The following is a 22,449-nucleotide window of genomic DNA, read 5'->3' as shown; positions in this document are numbered from 1 at the left end:
ACGGGCTCCGCGGCGCGGGGCGGCCGGGGCGGAGACTAGGATCGGAGGCGTGCTCAACCCGGAACTCGACACGACGGACTCACCGGTGACCGACGACGCGCCCGCCGCGGCGGGCGACGCGAACGCGCCGATCGGCGTCTTCGACTCCGGCTTCGGTGGCCTGACGGTGGCCCGCTCGGTCGTCGACCTGCTGCCGCACGAGGACATCCTCTACCTGGGCGACACGGCCCGCGCCCCCTACGGCCCGCGCCCGATCGCCCAGGTGCGCGGCTTCGTCCTGGAGGCCCTCGACGATCTCGTCCATCGGGGCGTGAAGGCCCTCGTCATCGCCTGCAACACGGGCTCGGCGGCAGCCCTGCGCGACGCCCGCGAGCGCTACGACGTGCCGGTCGTCGAGGTGGTCGTGCCGGCCGCCCGCAAGGCCGCCGCGATCACCCGCAACGGCCGCATCGGCGTCATCAGCACGCAGGCCACCGCGAGCTCGCTCGCCTACGACGACGCCCTCGGCGCCTCGCCCGTCCAGCTGTTCACGCAGGTGTGCCCGAAGTTCGTCGAGTACGTCGAGACGGGCGTCACGACCGGCCCCCGTATCCTCGCGACCGCCCGCGAGTACCTCGCCCCGCTCCAGGAGGCCGACGTCGACACGCTCATCCTCGGCTGCACGCACTACCCGCTCCTGTCGGGCGTCATCAGCTACGTCATGGGCGAACGCGTCACTCTCGTCTCCAGCTCCGACGAGTGCGCCCGCACCGTCTTCGCCGAGCTGACCCGCCTGGACCTGCTGCGCGACGATCTCGACCACGAGCCGACCCGCCGCTTCCTCACCACCGGCGACGCCGAGCACTTCCAGGGCCTGGGTCGGCGCCTCATGGGGGGCTTCGTGAGCCAGGTGGAGTCGGCCAGCATCGACGGGCGTTGAGCCCGCCCTCCGGGGTCGTCTGGGCTCTGCCCGACCCTCCCGGGGTCGACACGGTGCGGTGCGCCGCCCGGCGCGGGTATCTTGGCACTCGTGTCCGACTCCGTGAAGACGACGGTGCGCGCCGACGGCCGCGCGCTCGATGAACTGCGTCCCGTGACCATCACCCGTGGCTGGCTCGACCATGCCGAGGGCTCCTGCCTCATCGAGTGCGGCAGGACCCGCGTGCTCGTCGCCGCGTCGGTCACCGAAGGCGTCCCGCGCTGGCGCCGGGGCTCCGGGCTCGGCTGGGTGACCAGCGAGTACGAGATGCTCCCGCGCTCCACGAGCACCCGTTCCGACCGCGAGTCGCGGCGGGGCCGGGTCGGCGGGCGCACCCACGAGATCAGCCGCCTCATCGGCCGCAGCCTGCGCGGCGTCCTCGACGACCGGGCCCTCGGCGAGAACACGATCGTCATCGACTGCGACGTCCTCCAGGCCGACGGCGGCACTCGCACCGCCTCCATCACCGGTGCCTACGTCGCCCTGCACGACGCCGTCGAGTGGCTGCGCGCCCGTGGCGCGCTGGCCGGCGAGCCGCTGACCGGCTCGGTCGCGGCGATCAGCGTCGGCGTCGTCGACGGCGTCCCGATGACCGACCTCGCCTACGCCGAGGACTCCCGCGCCGACGTCGACATGAACATCGTGTGCACCGGCGACGGGGACTTCGTCGAGGTGCAGGGCACCGGCGAGGGCGCCGCCTTCGGCCGGGAGACGCTCGGCGCGCTGCTCGACCTCGGACAGGCCGGCTGCGCCCGGCTCAGCGGGCTCCAGTCCAGGGCGCTCGCCGACCCCGAGGGGAGGGCTGCCCTGTGACCCGGCGCGTGCTCCTGGCCACCGGCAATGCGAAGAAGCTCACCGAGCTGCGCCGCATCATCGCCGACTGCGGCATGGACCTGGAGGTCGTGAGCCTCAAGGACATCGACCCCTACCCCGACCCCGAGGAGTCCGAGTGGACCTTCGAGGGCAACGCCCTCATCAAGGCGCGCGAGGGTATGGTCCACTCGGGGCTGCCGGCGCTCGCCGACGACTCCGGCATCTGCGTCGACGCGCTGGGCGGCATGCCCGGCGTGCGCAGCTCCCGCTGGAACGGCCCCGAGCAGGAGGACATCGCCAACCTCGAGCTCGTCCTGCGCCAGATCGAAGACGTCCCGCGGGGGCGCCGGCAGGCCCAGTTCGTCGCGGTCATGGCGCTCGTCATGCCCGACGGCCGCGAGTTCACGACCCGTGGCGAGATGGCCGGCCACCTCACGAACCGTCCCAAGGGCTCGCGCGGTTTCGGCTACGACCCGATCTTCGTGCCCGACGAGCAACTGCCCGACGCCGAGGGGCGGCTGCGCACCGCCGCCGAGATGGCCGCCGGCGAGAAGGACGCGATCAGCCACCGCGGCCGTGCCGTGCGGGCGATGCTGCCGATTGTCGCCCGCGAGCTCGGCCTGCCGGTCCCCGAGGGCCTGCACGTCGAGCCGGACACGGTGCCGGGCGCCGACCGGGAGGGCCCGGCCCCGACGCTGCCCGCCAGCGAGTGGACCGCCCAGATCCCCGCCGTGCAGCGCCCGGAGTCCCAGCCCGCGGCCCGGCCCACCCGCGCCGCCGGGCCGACGAGCGGCGTGACCCCGCTGGAGCCCTGAGCCGAACGGATCGGACGGGGAACCGTCCGCTCCGGGGTGTGGTCGGCGGTCCTGTCGGCGCCGGAGCATAGCCTGGTTCCCGTCCACCGAATCCGACGCGCCGGTCCTGGTCGGCGCACGAGACCGAGGAGGCCCATGCAGCAGTACCTCGACCTGCTCGAGCGCGTCATGACCACCGGCGTCGACCGCTCCGACCGCACCGGCACGGGCACGCGCAGCATCTTCGGTCACCAGATGCGCTTCCACCTCGACGACGGCTTCCCGCTCGTCACGACGAAGAAGGTGTACACGCGCGGCGTCTTCGGCGAGCTGCTGTGGTTCCTGCGCGGCGACACGAACATCGCGTGGCTGCACGGGAACGACATCCACATCTGGGACGAGTGGGCCGACGAGAGCGGCGACCTCGGCCCCATCTACGGCCACCAGTGGCGCAGCTGGCCCGACTACGACGGCGGCGCCATCGACCAGCTGGCGCAGGTGATCGACCTGATCCGGATGAATCCCGACTCGCGGCGCCTCGTCGTCTCGGCCTGGAACGTCGCCGAGGTGCCGGGCATGGCGTTGCCGCCGTGCCATCTGCTCTTCCAGTTCTACGTGGCCCCCGCCTCCGACGACGGTCCCGCCCGGTTGAGCTGCGGCCTCTACCAGCGCTCGTGCGACCTGTTCCTCGGGGTGCCCTTCAACATCGCCTCGTACGCCCTGCTCACCCACATGGTGGCGCAGGTCTGCGGGCTGCGCGTCGGCGACTTCGTCCACACCCTGGGCGATGCGCACGTCTACAGCAATCATGTCGAGCAGGTGCGCGAGCAGCTGTCGCGCACCCCGCGCCCCCTGCCGAGGCTGCGGCTCAATCCCGAGGTGACGAGCATCGACGGTTTCGAGCTGGGCGACATCGAGCTCATCGGCTACGACCCGTACCCGTCGATCAAGGCTCCGGTGGCGGTGTGAGCGGGCCCTCGGGCGGCGCCGGGCCCGCTCCCCGGGTCATTGCCATCGCCCTCGTCGCCGCGAACGGCGTCATCGGCGACGGCGTCGACCAGCCCTTCAGGTTCCGCGAGGACTGGCGCCGCTTCAAGGCGACGACGTTCGGACACCCCCTCATCCTCGGACACGCCACGCACCGCACCATGGGCCTGCTCGCCGGGCGCACGAGCATCGTCATCAGCCGAGACCCGGCGTCGGTGCGCTTCCCGGAGGACCCGCCGGCCGGGGCGCGCGGCATCGCCGTGGCGAGCCTCGACGAAGCCCTGGACGTCGCCGCCGGCCTCGACCGCGAGAAGGTCTTCATCTGCGGCGGCGGCGAGGTCTACCGGGCCGCCATGGGGCGGGTCGACGAGCTCGACATCACCGCCGTGCACGCCGACGCCGCCGGCGCGGTCACCTTCCCGCCGATCGACCCGGCCCGCTGGCGCGAGACCGAGCGCATCGTCGGCGAGCGGTTCGACGTCGTCCGCTACGAGCGCATCCGCCCCCAGGCCGGAGGCGACGACGGGCTGGACGGCGCGAAGGGCTGAGTCATGCGAGCGTCCGCCTCCGTGCTGCACCTCGACCTCGACGCCTTCTTCGCGTCCGTCGAGCAGCGCGACAAGCCCTCGCTGGCCGGAAGGCCGGTCGTCGTCGGGGGCGTCGGAGGGCGCGGGGTCGTCGCGACCGCCAGCTACGAGGCCCGCGCACTGGGCGTCCACTCGGCCATGGGCACCGGCCAGGCCCGGCACCTGGCCCCGCACGCCGCCTACCTGGCCACCCGCTTCGAGGCCTACCGCGAGTCCAGCCGCATCGTCATGGCTCTGCTCGGCGAGCTCAGCCCCCTCGTCGAGCCCCTCAGCATCGACGAGGCCTTCGTCGACCTGGCCGCCGGCGGGCGCGACACCTCGCCGGAGGCGCTCGCCGCGCTCGTCGAGGGCCTGCGCCGCGAGATCACGGAGCGCACAGAGGGCCTCCACGCCTCGGTCGGCGTCGGCTCCAGCAAGTTCATCGCCAAGCTCGCCTCCGAGTCCGCCAAGCCCGACGGGAGCCGCATCATCGCCCCCGGCCGGGAGCCCGACTTCATCGCGCCGATGAGCGTGCGGGCCATCCCCGGCATCGGCCCGGCCACCACTGAGAAGCTCAGCCGACTCGGGATCCGCACGGTCGCCGAGCTGCGCGAGGCGAGCCCCCGCGAGCTCGTCCGCGAACTCGGCCGGGCCGTGGGGGAGTACGTCCACGGCATCGCCTTCGCGCAGGACGACCGGCCGGTGGCGCCGCGAGGGGAGGCCAAGTCGATCTCGGTCGAGGACACCTTCGAGCAGGACATCACCGAGTCGGCCGCGGTCGCCGAGGTCATCGCCGCCGACGCCAGGCTCGTCGCCGTCCGGCTCGCCAGGGCGGGCCTGTTCGCCCGCACCGTCACCGTCAAGGCCCGCATGGCCGACTTCAGCACGGTGAGCCGCTCACGCACCCTGCTCGGCGCCACCGACCATCCCGAGCGCATCGCCGCCGTCGCCCAGGGCCTGGCCGGGGCGATCGACCCCCGCGGCGGCGTACGGCTCCTCGGCGTGGGCGTCTCGAACTTCACGCAGGCCGCCCAGGAGGAGCTCTTCGAGGTCGACGACGCGGAGCCGGCCGCCGGCCGGCTCGTGCGCCACGACGAGGCGGCCCCGTCGGTCACGGTGCGCCATCCGGAAGCCGGCTTCCCGCCCGGCATGGACGTCGAGCACGACGAATGGGGCCGCGGCTGGGTGTGGGGCTCGGGGCACGGCATCGTGACGGTGCGCTTCGAGCACCGCGGCGGGCCCGTCGGCCCGGTCCGCTCCCTGCGCGCCGACGACCCCCTGCTGCACCGCGCCGGGCTCCTCCCGCTGGCGGCCGCTGTGCCCGAGGACGACGAGGACGACGGGCACGGGCCGGGCTGGGCGCGCCGGATGCGCGACCTGGGCGCCGCGCGGGTGCCGTCCGAGGACGCCCGGCCGTCGCCCGGGGAGAGCGCCCGCACGGTTCACAACTGACCTGCCGTCCGAGGGCGCCCGGCCGTCGCGGGCCCGGGCCGCGGGGCCGTGCCGGCCCGCCGCCGGTCCGCCGCGCGGGGCCCTGCGGCGCCCGAGGCTGGGGGCGGGGGCTTCGGGCGTGTGACACACTGTGCAGTGCAGTTCCGACGAGGAATCCGGTGCCCGGCCGAGCCGGTGGTCCGGAGCGGTCCCGCCACTGTGATCCGGCTCCGGCCGGTCAGCCAGACACTCGCGGCGCTGCACGGCGAGAACCATTGGGCGAGGCACCTGAGGAGGCCATGTGAGCGAGAGCGCGCGCCCCGACATCGGATCCGGCGGCCCCGGTCGCGGCGGCGGCCGGCGGCGCTTCATCGGGGTCGGGGTGGGCCCCGGCGATCCCGAACTGGTCACCTTCAAGGCGGCGAGGGTGCTGCGGACGGCCGGCGTCATCCTCGTCCCCGCCACCGAGGCCTCCGCCGACGGCCCCGGGCGCGCCGAGCGGATCATCGCCGACGTCGTCCCCGACGGCGCGGCCCGCATCAGGCGCATCCCCTTCTCGATGGCCCAGCGCCGCGGCGTCGGCGCCCGCCGCGCCGACAGCTGGCGGGCCAGCGCCGACGCCGCCGTCGAGGCCTTCGGGTCCGGCTGCCGCACCGTCGCCTTCGCCACCGTCGGCGACCCGGCCGTCTTCTCCACCTTCAGCTATCTGCGCGCCACGCTCGCCCGGCGCATGCCCGACGTCGACTACGAGCTCGTGCCCGGCATCACCGCCATGCAGGCCCTGGCCGCCGCGAGCACCACCCCGCTGGCCGAGGGCCGCGAGATCCTCGCCCTCGTGCCGGCCACCGTCGGGCCCGACAGGCTCGGGCGGCTGCTCGACGTCGCCGATTCGGCCGCCATCTACAAGGGAGGACGCACGCTGCCCGAGGTGCTGCGGGCCCTGCGCGAGCGCGGCCGCCGGGCGGTCATCGGCACCGACGTCTCCCTGCCCGACCAGCGGCTCGTCGACCTCGACGAGATCGACGCCGACGAGACGCTGCCCTACTTCTCGGCCGTCCTCACGACGCCCGAGCGCACCATCACAGGAGGCCGGATATGAGCGAGCGGCCCGCAGGAGCCGAGCCCGCGGACGACGAGCCCGACGTCGACGCGATCGACCATGCGCGGATCGACGCGCCGCCGGTCCCCGCCCCCGGGCACGACCGCCCGCGCGGCCTCGTCGTCTTCGTCGGGGCGGGCCCCGGCGCCCCCGACCTGGTGAGCGTGCGCGGCGCCCGCGTCATCGCCGAGGCCGACATCGTCATCTGGGCGTCCAGCCTCGTCCACCCCGACATGGTGGCGAACCGCCGGCCGGACGCCGAGCTCGTCGACTCCGCGTCGATCCCCTTGGAGGACCTCGTCCCGCTGTACACCCGCGCCCGCGACGAGCACCTCCTCGTGGCCCGCGTGCACACCGGCGACCCGTCCCTCTACGGGGCCACCGCCGAGCAGCGCGACCTGTGTCGGCGCCTCGGCGTCGACGTCGAGACCGTGCCGGGCATCTCGGCCTTCAGCGCCACCGCCGCCCGCATGGACGTCGAGATCACCGTGCCCGAGGTCAGCCAGTCGCTCGTCATCACCCGCCTGGAGGGGGGCCGCACCCCGATGCCGGACGGGGAGACCATCGCCTCGTTCGCCGCGCACGGCGCCACCATGGCCGTCTACCTGTCGGCGGCCCGCCACCGCGCCCTCCAGGACGCCCTCCTCGCCGGCGGCTACCCGCCCGGCACCCCGTGCATCATCGGCTACTCGGTGACCTGGCCGCAGGAGATGATGTTCCGCTGCGAGCTGTCCCGGCTGTCCGAGACGATGCGGGCCCACCGGCTGTGGAAGCACACCATCGTGCTCGTCGGCCCCGCCCTCGCCGAGGGGCCCATCACCGCGCGCAGCCACCTGTACCACCCCGGCTTCCGCCACGGGTACCGCGCCGCCGACGCGCGGGCCCGGCAGGAGCTGCGCGCCCACGGCGCCCGCGCCCTCGACGACGCCGTTCCCGGTGACGCCGGGTCCGGAGACGACGCCCCCGACGGGACCCGGGGCGGGATGACGGAGGAGAAGGCATGATCCGCGTCCACGGATACCTCGGCCGCATCGACGAGCGGCTGCGCCGCGAGGCCGCCGCCGCCGACCTGGTCGTCGGCGGGCGCCGCCATCTCGACGCCTTGGCGGTGCCCGAGGACAGGCGCCTGGTGCTGGGCCCCATCGGGCCGGCCGTCGAGGCCATGAGGGCCCTGCCCGGCGACGCCCGGGTCGTCGTCGTGGCCTCGGGCGACCCGCTGTTCTTCGGCGTCGTGCGCCGCCTGCGCGCTGCGGGGCTGGCCGTCGAGGTCGTCCCCGAGATCACGAGCGTGCAGGCCGCCTTCGCCGCCGTCGCCGTGCCCTGGGACGACGCCCAGATCGTCAACGCCCACTCCCGCGGCATCGACGCCGCCGTGCGCGTGGCCCGGAACCATCCGAAGGTCGCCGTCCTCACCGCCCCCGGCCGCGGCGTGCGCGAGATCGCCGAGGCCCTGCGCGGGGCCGGCAAGACCTACGTCGTGGCCGCCCGCATGGGCGAGCCCGACGAGCGGGTCGACGTCCTCAGCGAGGACCGGGCCCTCGCCCTCGGCGCCGGCGAGGTGCCCGGCCTGCACGTCGTGCTCGTGCTCGACCACCGCCCCGACGAGGCGGCCGTGCTCGGCGTGACCCCGGAGATCGCCGGCGACGCCGCCGAGCCCGCCGACGACGAGCAGCGCCCCGGTCGGAACCGGGCCGCCGACGGCTCGGACCGCGAGCCGATCATCGGCCAGGTCTGCACGACCGGACGCGCCCGCGCGAACGCCGACCGCATCGACGAGGCCCTGTCCGTCGTGTCGAAGCGCTACGTCGGCGGCGCGGCGGCCGGGCTGGCCGCCGCGTGGGGCGAGTGCGATCTCATCGTCTCGCACCTGGCCCTCGGCGCCACGGCCCGCATGATCGCCCCGTTCCTGGCCGACAAGCGGACCGACCCGGGCGTCGTCGTCGTGGACGAGGCGGGCCGGTTCGCGATCCCGCTGGTCGGCGGGCACATCGGCGGGGCCAACGAGCTGGCCCGCCGGATCGCCGACGGGATCGGCGCCACCGCCGTCGTCTCCACCGCCACCGACTCGCTCGGCCTGCCGGCCCTCGACCAGCTCGGCTGGGCCGTCAGCGGCGACGTGGCGGCCGTCACCGGCGCCCTCCTCGAGGGCAGGCCGGTCGACTGGGTGCGCGAGCGCCTGTGGCGGGTGCCGCCGCTGCCCGACACCGTGCGCGTCACCGGCCCCCGCGAGGCGCCCGCCGCCGCTGACGGCCTCGACGCCTCCGACGGTCCGGAGGGGGCCGACGGCAGGCCGCCGGCCGTGGCCCGCGTCGTCGTGACCGACGGGCTCGAGGTGCCCGCCTCCGGGCTGCCCACCGTCGTCCTGCGGCCCGACAGCCTCGTCGTGGGCATGGGCTGCAACAGGGGCACCGACGTCGAGGAGCTGCGCGGCCTGCTCGAGGAGACCCTCGCCGACGCCGGCCTGGCCGTCGAGTCGGTCGCCGCCCTGTGCAGCGCCGACGTCAAGGTGGGCGAGAGGGGCCTCATCCGGCTGGCCGCCGAGCTCGGCGTCCCCTACCGGGTCTTCGACGCCGCGACCCTCGACGCCCAGGACGCCCCGACCGTCTCCGAGGTCGTGCGGGCCGAGGTCGGCACCGGCTCGGTGTCCGAGGCCTCTGTGCTGGCCGCCGGGGCGCGGCTCGTCGTGCCCAAGCGCAAGAGCCGCAACGCGACCTGCGCCCTCGGACGCATCCCGGCCCGCGGCGTGCTGCACGTCGTCGGCCTGGGCCCGGGCTCCCGCGATCTGCTCACCCCGAGGGCGCGCGACGCGGTGCGGAACGCGAACCTGGTGGTCGGCTACGGCCCGTACGTGCGCCAGATCCGCGACCTGGTGAGCCCGAACGCCGACGTCCTGGCCACGAGGATGGGCACCGAGGAGCAGCGCACCGCTGCGGCCATCGACGCCGCCCGCCGCGGCCTCGACGTCGCCTTCGTCTGCGGCGGCGACCCGGCGATCTACGCCATGGCCAGCCCGACCCTCGAGATGGGCACCGACGGCATCGACGTCGACATCGTCCCGGGCGTCACCGCCGAGCTGGCCGTCTCGGGCATCCTGGGCGCCCCGCTGGGCCACGACCACGCGACGATCAGCCTGTCGGACCTGCACACCGACTGGGAGCTCATCTGCAAGCGGGTGCGCGCCGCCGCCGAGGGCGACTTCGTCATCACCTTCTACAACCCGCGCTCGCGCACGCGCACCCACCACCTGCCCGACGCGCTGGCGATCATCGCGCAGCACCGCGGGCCGGACACCCCGGTCGCCTGCGTCGCGCAGGCCGAGCGGCCCCAACAGAAGGTGACGATGTCGACGCTGGCCGAGTTCAGGCCGGAGTGGGTGGACATGAACACGATGGTGATCGTCGGCTCCGACACCACCAGGTTCGTCACCAGCGGTGACGGTCGACGGATGATCGTCACCCCGCGCGACTACCACTGGATGGAGGGGCGGGTGAGCGGCGAGAACCGCCTCAACTACCGCCACCAGGACCGTCCGAGGATGTCGCGCGCCGAATACCGGGGCCGGACCGAGGAGAAGTGACAATGACCCGTCAACCCCCGCTCGTCGTCGCCGCCCACGGCACCCGCCAGGCCGAGGGCCTGGCCAGCTGCCGGGCGCTCGTCGACCGCGTCGCCGGCCGGCTGCCCGACGTGCACGTCGGCATCGGCTTCGTCGAGCTCGCCGAGCCCGACATCGCCGCCGCCGTCGGCGACGCCCTCGAGGCGGTGCCGCCCCAGGCCGGCGGCGAGGACCCGGACGCCGTCGTCGTGCCGCTGCTGCTGCACACCGGCGGCCACGTCCGCGCCGACATCCCCGACGCCATCGAGGCCGGCCGCGGCGACGCCCGCGTGGCCTACGCCGGCCCGCTCATGCCCGACCCGCGCGTCCGCTTCGCCCTGCAGCGCCGCATCGACGAGGCCCTGACCCCCGCCGGCGGCGAGGCCTGGCGACCCGGCGACACGGCCGTCGTGCTCGTGGGCCGCGGCGCCCTCGTGCCCGACGCCAACGCCGAGCACTACCGCATCGCGCGTCTGGTGTGGGACGAGATGGGCCTGCGGCAGGTGCTGCCCGCCTTCATCCAGGTGAACCGACCGAGCGTGCCCGACGCCCTGTCGGCGGCGGCCGCGTCCGGACTCACCCGCATCGTCGTGGCGCCCGTCTTCCTGTTCACCGGCAAGCTGTCGGAATGGCTGGCCGAGCAGGTGGGCGCCTGGGTCGAGTCCCACCCCGGAGTCGAGGTGCGCATCGCGCACGTCATCGACGACTGCGACGAGATCGCCGATGTCGTGATCGACCGCTACCGCCGCCGGCTCGGCTCCGAGGGGGCCGGTCAGGGGGCCCCGGTGTACCTGTCCGGCCTGCGGCTACAGGGCCGTCGGGTGCTCGTGGTGGGCGCCGGTCATGTGGCCGAGCGCCGCATCCCGCAGCTGCTGGAGGCCGGAGCCAGGGTGCGCGTCGTCGCACCGAGCGCCGGCATCAAGGTCTCGGGCTTGGCGGCCCGCGGTCAGGTCGAGCTCGTCGGGCGCGGCTTCCGGCCGTCCGACGTGGACGACGCCTGGTACGTCGTGGCGGCGGCCAATGACGCCGCGGTGAACCGGCAGGTCGCCGAGGCGGCCGAGGCGCGGCACATCTTCTGCGTCCGCTCCGACCGCGCCACCGGGGGCAGCGCCTACACCCCCGCGACCGAGCAGGCGGGCGGCATCTCCGTCGCCGTCGTCGGCGACCGCAACCCGCGCCGCAGCGTGAAGGTGCGCGAGGAGCTGCTGCGCGCCCTGCAGGGCGTCTGAGCGGGGCCCGGGGCGGGCCCCGTCCCGCAGCTCGGCCGTGTTCTGCGGTTGTCTGGGCGGCTGACCGCACGCCGAACAGCACGGGGCGGGCCCGGGCCAGGGCCCGCCCCTTTTTTGGCGGTTTCAGCTGTTGCCTCCAGAAGATCCACCACGCGTAGCGGTGCACGACGATGAAGTTTGTTCACAGCACGCAGGAGGAAAACCTGACAAGGGAGAACGCTCCTGTGGACGACTCCTGTGAATAAGCCTCGATGACCAGAGCATCGGATATCCTATTGACATGATATCTTCTCAAGGGTATACTTGTTCTGCATGAGGTGGACCGTTGAGTTCTCCGACGAGGTGCGCTCTTGGTACCTGGGTCTGAGCCCAGCGGGGAGGGCAACGGCAGACCGGATTCTTGAGCGGTTGGCCTCTCAGGGAAACATGCGGCGCATGCCGCATTCCCGCTCATTGGGCGGTGGGTTGTACGAGCTGCGGTTCGCATGCGAAAACGTCAGTCAGCGCATCACGTACGTCTTCGAGCTGGATCGTAGGGCGGTGACCTTGACAGCGTTCCGAAAGCAGCGTCAGAACGAGCGTGGTGAGATCCTGCGGGCCAGGCGGGCGCAGGCAGCGCGCCAAGCGGCGGATGCCACCAGGAAGGATGCCACCAAGAAGAGGGGAGGGGGACGATGAGCACCAGCGCTGCGACGACCTCGTGGGAGCAGGTCCGGGAGGAATCTCTGGCCGCCATGACCGAGGCGGAGCGAGCCGAGTACGACGCCGCGTCGATCGAAGCCGAGGCGCGGCTGCAACTCGCTGAATTGGTCTACAACGCGCGCACAGCAGCCGGGCTGTCTCAGACTGAGCTCGCTCGAAGGGCTCATACTCGTCAGGCGGTCATCTCCGCCATTGAGAGCGGTGCTCAGGCTCCTGGTGGCATCATGCTCGCACGCATCGCTCACGCTCTGGGCGGGACTCTCAGCATCCACGTCGCAGCGTGAAGGTGCGCGAGGAGCTGCTGCGCGCCCTGCAGGGCGTCTGAGCGGAGCCCGGGGGCCCGGGCTCGGGCCCGCCCCGCGGCTGTGGCCTTCGCCGATCGGCTCTCCCGGTCGGTTCTGCGTCCCTTTCTGCGGTTGTGGTGCCTCTGGCGTGCGTCATCCGCGGGTGGTTCCTGTGGGTTGCGTTCGGGGACGGCCGTGGCGCGCCGGGCCGTGCTGGTGTTCGGTTGGTCTGTCGGGTTGGGTGGCTGATCGGCGTCCCTTTCTGCGGCTGTGGTGCGTCAGGTGTGCGTCATCCGCGGGTGGTTGCTGTGGGTTGCGTTCGGGGACGGCTGTGGCGCGGCGGGCCGTTGCCGGAGGTGGTTCTGCCTGCTTCTCGCCTCAGTCGGTTCCGGTGAAGCCGGCGCGTCCGACGACGGCGCCCCCGCGGTCGGTGCAGATGACCTGCACGTCGACCCGGGGGTTGTCGATGACGGCCTGCGCCTCGGCCTTGGCGGCGGCGGCGACTGCGTCGCCGAGGGGCACACCGGCTTCCGCGCAGAGGGCCTGCGCCCCGGCGGCGGTGGGGGACTGGCGCACCCGGTCGACGAGCTCCGGTCCGGCTCCGGCGCGGGCGGCGAGCTCGGCGAGGTGCTCGTGGTCGACCTGGGTGCGGTGCGAGTGCAGGTCGAGGTAGCCGTTGGCGAGCTTCGACATCTTCGCGAAGCCTCCGCACAGGGTGATCCGCGCGATGGGGTGGTCGTGCAAGTACTTGAGGACGGCCCCGGCGAAGTCGCCCATGTCGAGCAGTTCGATGCCGGGGTAGAGCCTCTCGACCGTCGCCGTGGACGACGACCCGGTGGTGCCCGCGGCGTGCTGCACCCCGGTCGCCCGGGCCACGTCGATGCCTTCGTGGATGCTGGCGATCCAGGCGGCGCACGAGTAGGGCACGACGACGCCGGTGGTGCCGAGCACCGACAGCCCGCCGAGGATGCCGATGCGCGGGTTCCAGGTGCGCCGGGCGATCGTCTCTCCGTCGTCGATCGACACGGTGACGAGTACGTCGGGTTCGCCGCTGCCGCCTGCCTCGCGGTCGGCGGCGGCGATGTTCGCGGCGATGTAGTGCCGCGGCACCGGGTTGATGGCCGGCTCCCCGATCGCCAGTGGAAGGCCCGCCCGGGTGACGGCGCCGACGCCCTCGCCGGCGCGGAAGACGATGCCGCTGCCCGGTTCGCCGCGGCGCAGCGTGGCGCGGACGACGGCGCCCTGGGTGACGTCGGGGTCGTCACCGGCGTTCTTGGTGACGGCGGCCATCGTCCAGCCCTCGCCCAGCTGCTCCTGGGTGAGGGCGAAGGCCGGTCGGCGCCCGTGCGGCAGGTCGATCTCGACGGGGTCGGGGAAGACGCCGGTGAGCAGCGCCGTCCAGGCGGCCCGGCCGGCGGCGGCCGCGCAGGCCCCGGTCGTCCAGCCGGGACGCAGCCCCGAGCGGTCGAGCTGGGCCTCGCGTCCCGTGCCGCGACTGGTCTGCCCGCGGCCGGTCGACCCGCGGCCGTTCGGCGTCGTCCCGTCCCCGGCTTCGCGGTCCGACGGCGTCGGCCCGCTGCCGCTCGTCCCGCGCTTCGCCCGGCCGGAGTCGGGCCCGCGGCCGGTCAGGTCGTGCCGGCCCTGCTCGGCGAGGGCCGGGTCGTTGCCCGGGCCGGCGGGGGAGTCGGCGGCGGTGACGTCCCTCGGCGGTTCGCCGGGGCCGGTGCGCACGGGCTCTGCGGGATCGGTCATCAGGCGTGCTCGTTGGTGAGTTCGGCCCGGGAGGCGAGGGCGTTCACCGCGGCGACGGCGATGGCGGAGCCGCCGCGGCGGCCCAGCAGGGTGATGTACTCCAGGCCGAGGTCGTCGTCCACGAGGGCCTGCTTCGACTCGGGGGCACCGACGAAGCCCACCGGGATGCCGATGATGCCGGCGGGGCGGGCGCCGGTGGCGTGGCACAGTTCGAGCACCCGGTACAGGGCGGTGGGGGCGTTGCCGATGGCGACGACGGCGCCGTCCAGCAGGTCCTGCTCGGCCCAGCGGTCGACGGCGGCATGGGTCTTCGTGACACCCTTGGCGCGCGCCTCGTCGGCGAGCGAGGGGTCCTTGATGTGGCAGACGACCTCGTTGTCGCGCGGCAGGCGCGAGCGGATGACGCCCGAGGCGGTCATCGACGAGTCGCACAGGATCGGTGCGCCGTCCGCGAGGGCCGTCTTGCAGCCGGCCGAGATGCCGGGCGTGAAGGCGATGTCGGCTGCGATGGCCGGGTCCGCGGCCGCATGGATCATGCGCACGACGACCGGCTCGACGTCGGCGGGGAAGCGGCTCAGGTCGGCCTCGGCGCGGATGATGCGGAAGGACTCGCCGTAGATGTCCGAGCCGTTGTTGAGGTAGTCGCTCATTGTTCTCCTGCTCGGTCGGCCTGCCGGGTCCAGTTCCAGCAGGTGATGGTGCGGGCGGGCCGCCAGCCACGCAGGCGGCCGATGCGGTCGGCGGTCTCGATGCCCAGGCGGAACAGCTCGCCGCCGTGGGCGCCGTGCAGGTCGGCGATGACGACCTCGGCCTCCATCGTCACGGCGTGGACGACGAGGCGTCCGCCCGGCGGCAGCACCTCCATGCACCGCTCGGCGAGCCGGGCGGTGAGGCCGCCGCCGATGAAGACGGCGTCGGGGGCGGGCAGGGCGTCGATGAGCTCGTCGATCGGGCCCTCGCGCACCTCGAACTGGCCGGGGAGGGTGAGATTGTCGGCGTTGGCGCGGGCGTTGGCTGCGCGTTCGGGTCGGCGCTCGACGCCGACGGCCCGGCAGGCCGGGTCGGTGCGGCACCAGTCGACGGCGATCGAGCCGGCGCCGGTGCCGAGATCCCACAGCAGCTCGCCGGGGGCGGGCCGCAGCGCCGCGAGCGCGACGGCGCGCACGGGGTGCTTGGTGATGAGCCCGTCGTGGACGAAGTGCTCCTCGGGCAGGCCCGGGGTGCGGCCGAGCCCGGTGGCGTTGCGGTCGGTGGTCACGCCCGCCAGACTATCCCGGCCGGGGCGTCCTGACCGGTCGGGAAGCGGCGGGGCCTCTCAGCTGTCGGCATGCAGGCGGGCGGCGACCCATTCGGCGGCCTGCTGCGGGGTGCTCACGCGATCCCCGTAGTCGGGGGCCGGTGGACGCGAGACCATGACGACGGCGGCGCCGATCTCGGCCGCCACGAGGAGCTTCGGGTCGAGGCGGGCGCCGCCGGAGTCCTTCGTGACGAGCGTGGCGACCGTGTGGGCCGGGTCGGCCATGAGCGCGCGCTCGCCGTCGCGGCTGAAGGGGCCGCGCCGGGTCAGGAGGGTCCAGCCGGCGGGGAGCGTCTCGTCGGGGGCGTCGATGACGCGGTGGGTGATGTCGCGGGCGCCGAGCGTCAAGTAGTGGGCGGTCTCCTGGCGGCCGATGGTGAGCAGCACCGGGTCGGGCAGGCGTCGGACGGCCCGGACGGCCTCGTCGTGGTCGGCGACCCAGGTCCAGTCGGCGGAGGCGGGCTGGGCGCGCCAGCTGGGCGCCTCGAGGCGGGCCAGGGCGGTGCCGGCGCGCCGGCAGGCGGCCGCGGCGCTGGCGCTCATGGCGGCGGCGAAGGGGTGGACGGCGTTGACGACGCAGCCCGGCCGGTTCTCGACCAGCCAGGCGGCCAGCCCGTCGGGGCCGCCGAAGCCGCCGATGCGCACCGCGCCGGGGACGGCGCGCGGCGCCTTCGTGCGTCCGGCCAGCGAGGTGGTGACGTCGAGGCCCTGCTCGACGAGCAGCCCGGCGAGGGTGCGGGCGAGGGCCGTGCCCCCGAGGATCAGCACGTCCATGCGGCAAGTCAAGCGCGGGCGGGGGAGCGGGGCAAGCGGCCCGGGAGCGCCCGGGCCGGTGGAGGAAGAACTGTCGTTCTTGCTTGTGCGCGGCATGCGGTCCATGCGTGCTCGGTGGTTCCGTCCCGGAGGTCCATGATGAGCCGGGAAAACCAGCGATCTCCCTCTTCACAAGGGATCATGGTATTTGTTATGACTTCTGGCATGGTGACTGATCTCGCACGGGTTGCGCGTGAGACGGATGAGGCAACGCGGAAGGCGCGTGCTCGTCTCGTGGCGGCTGTTCGGGAGGCTTCGGCCGCTAGCCAGTCCCAGGCTGAGATCGCCCGTAAGATCGGTCGTAGCCAGCCCGAGGTGTCCCGTCTTCTCCATTTCCATGGCACGGCGCCGCTGGCTCGTCGGCTCCGTACTCACCGTCAACCGGGAAGAGCCGACGATCGTGTATCATTTTTGCATGGCTGTTGACTTCGATCCGAACAGATTGCCCGGGAAAGTCGAGGTTCTTGAGGACCTCGTCAACGCCATTGGCGAGGCGGGCGATTCTGAGGGCGAGCGATCGTGGCTGGAGTGGAAGTCTGTACTGGACCTGAAGAGAGCGGAGGGTCGCTTCAAACTTGCGAAGGAAATTCTTGCATTCGCGAATCGTGACGTTCAGGAGGCTCAGCGGTTCTGCCATGGCTGGGCGTATGTGGTGGTGGGTGCCAGTGAGGAGGGAATCAATGGTATACGAGAGATCAGGACCCAAGAGGTGGAGCAGGCTCTTGCTTCCTACTTGGGGAGGGGGCGTGAAGCACCTCGTTGGGAACCCGTCTTCATTTCACCGGACTCGCAGCACAACGTCCTCGTCGTCAAAGTTGCACCACCCCAGGATGGCGATCCCATCTACTCTCTCAAAAAAGATTTTGCTGGATGTGGACAGGGGACGGTGTTCGTGCGCGGGGTCGAAGAATCGAGGCCCGCCGATCCCGGTCAGCTGCGCACGCTTCAGAGACGCCTGCTCGCTGGGAGTCTGCGGGACAGAGTCATGGAGAGGATGTCTCTGGTCTGCACCAGTCTCCATGTGGATGTGAATTTTTCCCCACTTCTACCCGCGTATGGCCGTCATGAAACGAAACCGTATTTTTCGTGGATTTCCTGTGCTGTTTCGGATATGATTGGGACATGCAGGTTGAGGTCACCGGGGAAGAAACCGCCGTCCTGATCAGGTGGAAGAAGCGCGCGGACAATTATGTGTTGGTGCGGATGAAAGCAGAAGCGATCCTGTACGCTTCTCGAGGCGTTGATGTGAGCATCATCGCTGAAATGGTTGAGCGCAGCGTGAAAACCATCCGGGAGTGGCTGGCCGGTTGGCGGGACAGCAGGATGTGCTCGGTGCTGACCGGGCATGCGGGGAACCAGAACGCGGCGAAACTCACCCGTGCCCAGAAGGAAGAACTCAAGGCCGTCTTGGCCCAGCCGCCCTCACAGTCCGGGATTGATGCCGAGTTCTGGGACGTCCCAGCGATACGTGACGTCGTGAAGATCCTGTTCGATGTCGAGTACGAGTCAGATTCTTCGTACCAGCTGCTCCTGCGGTTCTGCGGCCTGAGTTTCAAGCTGCCGGACCCGTTCGACAAGCACCGCGACGAGCAGGCCGTCACCAGGCGCATGGTCGAGGTGAAAGCCCAAGTCAAGGACCTGTTGGAAGCCGGTTGGGAGGTGTACGCGGCAGACGAGGTGCGCCTGGAGCACGAGGCCGAGACCCGCCGCATGTGGCTCCCGAAAGGACAGCGCACCAAACTGTCCGTGGACCGGAAGAAGACGTCCCAGTCGTTCTTCGGTGCTCTCTCGTTGACCAGCAAGAAGGTCAAGTTGTATCCGATCGAGGGGAACCAGAACACCGAGCAGACAATCCTCGCGCTGGACCGACTTCAACGCGAAACCGACACCGAGAAGATCGCGGTCGTCCTCGACAACGCCCGGTTCCACCACGCCAAGATGCTGACCGGTCTCTACGAGCCCGGTCAACTGCTGAAACGCATCACCCCGATTCATCTGCCACCGTATGCGCCCGACCACAACCCGGTCGAGCACGTCTGGAACACGGCCAAGAACAACATCGCGAACATCCAGCGCGAGACCCCCGAAGAAACCTTCGGCGCGTTCGCCTCATACATCACCGGCCGCACCTTCGACTACGACTTCGAACACCTCCCACCCCGCGACACCGAAAACGATCTTGTTTCATGACCGCCATACCATGGATTTGCGGAAATTGTGCATGAGCATTCTGGTCGGAGTGTCACGATCTGGGCGGAGCTGCTCTCTTCGGGGAGTTTTGATGAGAGGTCATTTCTGCGCGGGATGATTCGTCCTCTTCCATCTGACCACATGCTTGTCATAATCCCTGATTACTTGCCTCCCGAGTCCATGGTCAAAGAAGTGGAGGATGCCGTCGAGAAGGATTACGGGAGAATTCGTAACATACACGGCGGAACGGAGACGGGTAAGGTCATAGCGATATGTGATTCTTCATTCGGCAGTATCCATGCTGCGATCCGTGAGCTTGTCCTTGCTGGCTTGGAAGGTAATTTTCCCATGCGATCCGCTGTTCTCGGCGTGGGGATCCCAGATGCTGGGAGTCTTGGTTCGTAGTAATTAACTTCTCTGAATGGAGCACTGCCCGGGTGCGAATTGCTGGCCCGTCAGCCGGCGGACTCACGATCAATGGTGCTGCGAATGGTCGCCAACTGTGTGGTGTGTGCTTGATCGCCTTGTTGTGGTCCCGCTTCGGCCTGATGGTTCCCCGCCATCCTTGGGGTGGGGGAGGAACTGATCGCAAGGGTAGCGGGCCTCAAGGAGGGCGATCCTGTGCCGCAGGACTTCGGTCATCCGTTCATTCGATGGTCTGACTGTGAAACTTGACGGCCGCGAACCCGCCACGAGCTTGTCGCGCCCCGGCGTGATCGGAGGGGGCTCGGGATCATCTCACGTGGTGTCACACCGTCCGAAGCTGGACGCCTTCGCTTCAGCGGCTGTCCAATCGCTTCCGGAGGACTGGGCTGCACTGGATCGCAGCGACGATTCGGCCGCAGGCCTCCGCGTCGGAACTTGCCTCATGATGGTTGAGGCGAAACTGTGGTGCGCATGCCGAGACCACTGTGGGCAGCTTGTAGTCGGGGAGCCCGGGGATCAGCCTCCGGCTGAGTCGGTAACTGCAGAAGAACTGTTGGGGGAAGGTGGCTGTTCCGAAGAACGAGTCCAGGGAGCGCCAGACTCGCGAGTCGAACGAGGCATTGTGTGCGTACACGGGGCGATTCCCGACGAAGGATGCTGCATAGGGGGCCACATCTGGCCACATCGGGGCATTCCTGACGTCGCTGCTCGTTATTCCATGAATATATGTGAACTGGAACTTATCCAGTCCACGAGGTGGTTTGATGAGTGTTGCAAGTCTTTCGACAGGATTTCCCGTGGAGAACTTGACGAGGGCGATCTGGCAGGCTGATGCGTCGAGGTTGTTCGCGGTCTCGAAGTCCACCGCCACGAACTCCGGGAGCATGAGTTCATCCATGCTGGGAATCAATGAGGGTCTGCGCTGGCTCGTGCTCATGGCTCCGCTGTTCATGCTCTGCTGGCTGCTTGTCCTCTCCTGCTCGGCCCTCTTGGCCGCTTTCTCCTGTTCGACGAAGGCATGCCATTCCTCCTTGTGGGGAGAGGGGTCCAGGCCGTGCTCCCGGGCCGAGCACTCGCGGGCCTTGGCGAGACGCTTCCTCAGGTTCAGCCGCTGGTCCTCCCGCGGCGCTGTGATGTTGAGGCCCAGCCAGGCCTCGATGGTGGAGATCTCGGCATCGTAGGAATGCATCTTGTGCTGGATCTTGCACACTTCGATGACGTAGTGCTCCATGGCGTTGTCAGGATTGCGCAACGCGGCATTCTGCATGGCCTTCATGCATCCTGTGGCGATGGTGAGGGCCCCCTCCAGGTCCCCCGTCCGTTTCAGGGAGACCACGGTGTCATCCCAGTCGCAGATGTTCCTCCCCCTGTACCTCGGCATGCTCGGGGTCGTGAGGCCTGGTGGTGTGATGGGCGTGATGGGTTCGTACGCGGGCTGCACCCTGTGAATCCGCGGTGGTGCGGCGCTCGACTGTCGGGGGGCGGATGGTGCGAAGGATCGTGCGGTTGGCGCGGACCCGGGGCCACCGCTCCTGAAGAGTCTGCTGAAGAATTCGCTCAATGACATGGCTTTCCTATGGTTCAAGCGCCCGGATGCGGCGCGACGGCTCGAAACGGGCTGTTGGGCCCGATGGGGTCACTTCCTGCTCATGTGGATTATGGCCGTAGCTCCCTGCCACTCGATCTTGAAACTGAGCTCATCGTCAGATGCCGAGTAGGTGAAGTCCTTCGTCGAGTCAGTCGAGGCAAGGATCGACTGACTCATGGCTTCCGTGTCTCCCTGGCTCGTCCATGTGTAGTCACCGGCCTCGGTGGGCGCCTCGTAGCTCCCCTGCCAGAACAGGCCGGTCACGTCGCCGGTGTAGTTGACGGTCACGGTGTCGTTGACGATTGTGGCTGCGTAGTGGGTGTCATCTGTTCCTTCGTCGCGCTGCTCCCAGTCGCCGTTCAGGTCGGCGGGTTTCGGGGCCTCGATGGTCGTGCTGCTGGCCGGTGCCGTCGTGGACGAGCTCCCGCTGCTGCAGGAGGTGAGGCATCCGACCCCCAGGGCGAGAACGACTCCTGCGATGGCGATCCGATTGATCTTCATGCTTCCCCCGTTGGTCTTGCGGTCCCTGCATCTCGGCAGGAATCACTGGAGCTGGTGCGCGATGAGAGCACGGTGTCGAACGATGACTTAGCGCTCCCAACTCGCCGCGGCCGCCTTGGACGGGGGTGAGGGCAGGCAACGTGCGCAGCCGCACCCTAGCACTCGACTTTATGGGCTGATTCTGTGATCTGCATGGGAAGGCTTGTTCATAGCCTCCGCTGAGGAGGCTCCGGTTGGGCGGCTCTCTTGATCAAGCTTCTGTGGATGAGTCTCAGGGCTGAGAGTTCGCAGTCCCCGGCGAATCCCGTGGTCATCGTTCCCCGCCGAGGGTCGGAGTGGAGGCGGACGTGGGTACGTGGGCCCAGACCACATCGGCCGGTCCTCCCGGCGCTCGGCTCCCAACCCCACTACACTCGACCCCTAGGGGGCGCGGTCGTGCTCTCACAAGGGGAGTGAGGGGTGTCCCGCGCATGTCTCAGGGTCAGCTGCAACCCGGGTCACGGCTCAACGTCGCGCCGGGGTCAACCGTCGTGGTCCGCGACGAGGAGTGGCTCGTCACGGCGGTCGAGCAGGCCGACGACGGCGACCAGCTCCTCACCGTCCAGGGCCTCACGCCGCTCGTGCGCGGCACCACCGCCACCTTCTACGGGTCCCTCGAGTTCGACCCGTCCCGGCCCGCCGGCCCGGGTAACGGCATCCGCTCCCTCGACCCGCGCGACGCGGTGCCGGTCGCCGACGACTCCCCGCACTACCGCCGCTCCCGGCTGTGGCTCGAGGCCACCCTGCGCAAGACGCCCGTCCCCATCGGCGAGCCGGCCCTGGCCGTTTCGCACCGCGGGCTGGCCGACGCCCTCGACTACCAGTTCCGCGCCGTCGCCAGGGCCCTCGACCCCGCCAACCTCCAGCCGCGCATCCTGCTCGCCGACGCCGTCGGCCTGGGCAAGACCATCGAGATCGGCATGATCCTGTCCGAGCTCATCCGCCGCGGCCGCGGCGAGCGCATCCTCATCGTCTGCCCGCGCCACGTGCTGGAGCAGACCCAGAACGAGATGTGGTCGCGCTTCGACATCCCCTTCGTCCGGCTCGACTCGGTGGGCGTCCAGCGGGTCAGGCAGAAGCTGCCGGCCAACCGCAACCCGTTCACCTTCTTCAAGCGGGTCATCATCTCGATGGACACCCTCAAGCAGGACCGATTCGTCCACGACCTGCGCCGGCACCACTGGAACGCCGTCGTCATCGACGAGTCGCACAACGTCACCAATGCGAGCACCCAGAACAACGCGCTGGCCCGCAACCTGGCCGCCACCACCGACGCCCTCATCCTCGCCTCGGCCACCCCGCACAACGGCCGCCGGGAGTCCTTCGCCGAGCTCGTCCGCCTGCTCGAGCCCACCGCCGTCGGCCCCGACGGCGGGATCGACGAG

The 22,449-nt window shown here is 70.9% G+C and carries 20 protein-coding genes, 2 pseudogenes and 1 riboswitch; of the genes and pseudogenes, 16 read left to right on the top strand and 6 right to left on the bottom strand.

Annotated features, from left to right (window positions below; genetic code table 11):
- Positions 1 to 85: 85 nt before the first annotated feature.
- The 12 genes and pseudogenes from murI (at position 86) to EGX94_RS01505 (ending at position 12,458) form a co-directional block, all read left to right on the top strand.
- Positions 86 to 919, top strand: coding sequence for a glutamate racemase (murI, locus tag EGX94_RS01560; protein ID WP_043121332.1), 834 nt, complete (start codon positions 86 to 88; stop codon positions 917 to 919).
- Between the two features lie 90 nt (positions 920 to 1,009).
- Positions 1,010 to 1,771, top strand: a complete 762-nt coding sequence (gene rph / locus EGX94_RS01555) for a ribonuclease PH (RefSeq protein WP_021797365.1) — start codon at positions 1,010 to 1,012, stop codon at positions 1,769 to 1,771.
- Positions 1,768 to 2,388, top strand: a pseudogene (gene rdgB, locus EGX94_RS01550) (RdgB/HAM1 family non-canonical purine NTP pyrophosphatase); the annotation flags it as partial. The gene rph and the pseudogene rdgB, both read left to right, overlap by 4 nt.
- A 333-nt stretch (positions 2,389 to 2,721) precedes the next feature.
- On the top strand, positions 2,722 to 3,534 hold the full coding sequence (locus EGX94_RS01545) for a thymidylate synthase (RefSeq protein ID WP_021797368.1): 813 nt from the start codon (positions 2,722 to 2,724) through the stop codon (positions 3,532 to 3,534).
- Complete coding sequence (locus EGX94_RS01540) at positions 3,531 to 4,100, top strand: dihydrofolate reductase (protein WP_021797370.1); 570 nt, start codon at positions 3,531 to 3,533, stop codon at positions 4,098 to 4,100. The genes EGX94_RS01545 and EGX94_RS01540 overlap by 4 nt, the downstream gene beginning before the upstream one ends.
- Positions 4,101 to 4,103: 3 nt before the next feature.
- Positions 4,104 to 5,570 carry a DNA polymerase IV gene (locus EGX94_RS01535; RefSeq protein ID WP_081660729.1) on the top strand — a complete coding sequence of 489 codons (1,467 nt, stop codon included), beginning with the start codon at positions 4,104 to 4,106 and terminating at the stop codon, positions 5,568 to 5,570.
- A 121-nt stretch (positions 5,571 to 5,691) separates the two neighbouring features.
- Positions 5,692 to 5,821, top strand: a riboswitch (cobalamin riboswitch).
- 29 nt (positions 5,822 to 5,850) lie between these two features.
- Complete coding sequence (cobI, locus tag EGX94_RS01530; protein WP_377173231.1) at positions 5,851 to 6,648, top strand: precorrin-2 C(20)-methyltransferase; 798 nt, start codon at positions 5,851 to 5,853, stop codon at positions 6,646 to 6,648.
- Positions 6,645 to 7,652, top strand: a complete 1,008-nt coding sequence (gene cobM / locus EGX94_RS01525) for a precorrin-4 C(11)-methyltransferase (protein WP_021797320.1) — start codon at positions 6,645 to 6,647, stop codon at positions 7,650 to 7,652. Before cobI ends, cobM begins: the two co-directional genes overlap by 4 nt.
- The gene (gene cobJ / locus EGX94_RS01520; RefSeq protein ID WP_021797323.1) at positions 7,649 to 10,225 is read left to right on the top strand and encodes a precorrin-3B C(17)-methyltransferase; all 2,577 of its coding nucleotides are present in this window, start codon (positions 7,649 to 7,651) and stop codon (positions 10,223 to 10,225) included. Before cobM ends, cobJ begins: the two co-directional genes overlap by 4 nt.
- Positions 10,226 to 10,227: 2 nt before the next feature.
- Positions 10,228 to 11,472, top strand: a complete 1,245-nt coding sequence (locus tag EGX94_RS01515; RefSeq protein WP_021797324.1) for a CbiX/SirB N-terminal domain-containing protein — start codon at positions 10,228 to 10,230, stop codon at positions 11,470 to 11,472.
- Between the two features lie 312 nt (positions 11,473 to 11,784).
- Positions 11,785 to 12,150 (top strand): type II toxin-antitoxin system RelE/ParE family toxin, encoded by a 366-nt coding sequence (locus EGX94_RS14210; protein WP_043121230.1) that lies wholly within the window; start codon positions 11,785 to 11,787, stop codon positions 12,148 to 12,150.
- Positions 12,147 to 12,458, top strand: coding sequence for a helix-turn-helix domain-containing protein (locus EGX94_RS01505; protein WP_021797318.1), 312 nt, complete (start codon positions 12,147 to 12,149; stop codon positions 12,456 to 12,458). The genes EGX94_RS14210 and EGX94_RS01505 overlap by 4 nt, the downstream gene beginning before the upstream one ends.
- 378 nt (positions 12,459 to 12,836) lie before the next feature.
- Here EGX94_RS01505 and EGX94_RS01500 read toward each other — a convergent pair whose 3' ends face one another.
- From EGX94_RS01500 to EGX94_RS01485, 4 genes are read right to left on the bottom strand one after another with little or no spacing between them, the layout of a single operon-like run.
- Complete coding sequence (locus tag EGX94_RS01500; protein ID WP_123825809.1) at positions 12,837 to 14,210, bottom strand: cobalt-precorrin-5B (C(1))-methyltransferase; 1,374 nt, start codon at positions 14,208 to 14,210, stop codon at positions 12,837 to 12,839.
- Positions 14,210 to 14,860, bottom strand: a complete 651-nt coding sequence (locus EGX94_RS01495; RefSeq protein WP_021796104.1) for a precorrin-8X methylmutase — start codon at positions 14,858 to 14,860, stop codon at positions 14,210 to 14,212. The genes EGX94_RS01500 and EGX94_RS01495 overlap by 1 nt, the downstream gene beginning before the upstream one ends.
- Positions 14,857 to 15,468 carry a precorrin-6Y C5,15-methyltransferase (decarboxylating) subunit CbiT gene (cbiT, locus tag EGX94_RS01490; RefSeq protein WP_021796101.1) on the bottom strand — a complete coding sequence of 204 codons (612 nt, stop codon included), beginning with the start codon at positions 15,466 to 15,468 and terminating at the stop codon, positions 14,857 to 14,859. The genes EGX94_RS01495 and cbiT overlap by 4 nt, the downstream gene beginning before the upstream one ends.
- Positions 15,469 to 15,525: 57 nt before the next feature.
- The gene (locus tag EGX94_RS01485; protein WP_123825807.1) at positions 15,526 to 16,281 is read right to left on the bottom strand and encodes a cobalt-precorrin-6A reductase; all 756 of its coding nucleotides are present in this window, start codon (positions 16,279 to 16,281) and stop codon (positions 15,526 to 15,528) included.
- Between the two features lie 454 nt (positions 16,282 to 16,735).
- On the opposite strand from EGX94_RS01485, the gene EGX94_RS01475 reads away from it, so the two are divergent.
- From EGX94_RS01475 to EGX94_RS01465, 3 genes are all read left to right on the top strand, one after another.
- Entirely contained in the window at positions 16,736 to 17,482 is a 747-nt protein-coding gene (locus EGX94_RS01475) for an AlbA family DNA-binding domain-containing protein (RefSeq protein ID WP_123825805.1), read from the top strand.
- Positions 17,443 to 18,510, top strand: a complete 1,068-nt coding sequence (locus EGX94_RS01470; RefSeq protein WP_081707440.1) for an IS630 family transposase — start codon at positions 17,443 to 17,445, stop codon at positions 18,508 to 18,510. Before EGX94_RS01475 ends, EGX94_RS01470 begins: the two co-directional genes overlap by 40 nt.
- A 141-nt stretch (positions 18,511 to 18,651) precedes the next feature.
- Positions 18,652 to 18,915, top strand: a complete 264-nt coding sequence (locus EGX94_RS01465) for a hypothetical protein (RefSeq protein ID WP_123825803.1) — start codon at positions 18,652 to 18,654, stop codon at positions 18,913 to 18,915.
- A gap of 373 nt (positions 18,916 to 19,288) precedes the next feature.
- Here the strand turns inward: EGX94_RS01465 and EGX94_RS14150 are convergent, their stop codons facing one another.
- Together EGX94_RS14150 and EGX94_RS01455 are read right to left on the bottom strand one after the other, a co-directional pair.
- Positions 19,289 to 19,888, bottom strand: coding sequence for a 3'-5' exonuclease (locus EGX94_RS14150; RefSeq protein ID WP_051383836.1), 600 nt, complete (start codon positions 19,886 to 19,888; stop codon positions 19,289 to 19,291).
- 684 nt (positions 19,889 to 20,572) lie between these two features.
- Entirely contained in the window at positions 20,573 to 21,025 is a 453-nt protein-coding gene (locus EGX94_RS01455) for a hypothetical protein (protein ID WP_021798172.1), read from the bottom strand.
- A 470-nt stretch (positions 21,026 to 21,495) separates the two neighbouring features.
- Here EGX94_RS01455 and EGX94_RS13595 point away from each other — a divergent pair.
- A pseudogene (locus EGX94_RS13595) lies at positions 21,496 to 22,449 on the top strand (DEAD/DEAH box helicase); the annotation flags it as partial.

It is taken from the genome of Propionibacterium acidifaciens (assembly GCF_003798325.1).
Lineage (GTDB): Bacteria > Actinomycetota > Actinomycetes > Propionibacteriales > Propionibacteriaceae > Propionibacterium > Propionibacterium acidifaciens.
This window is presented reverse-complemented; position numbering and strand designations above follow the sequence as displayed.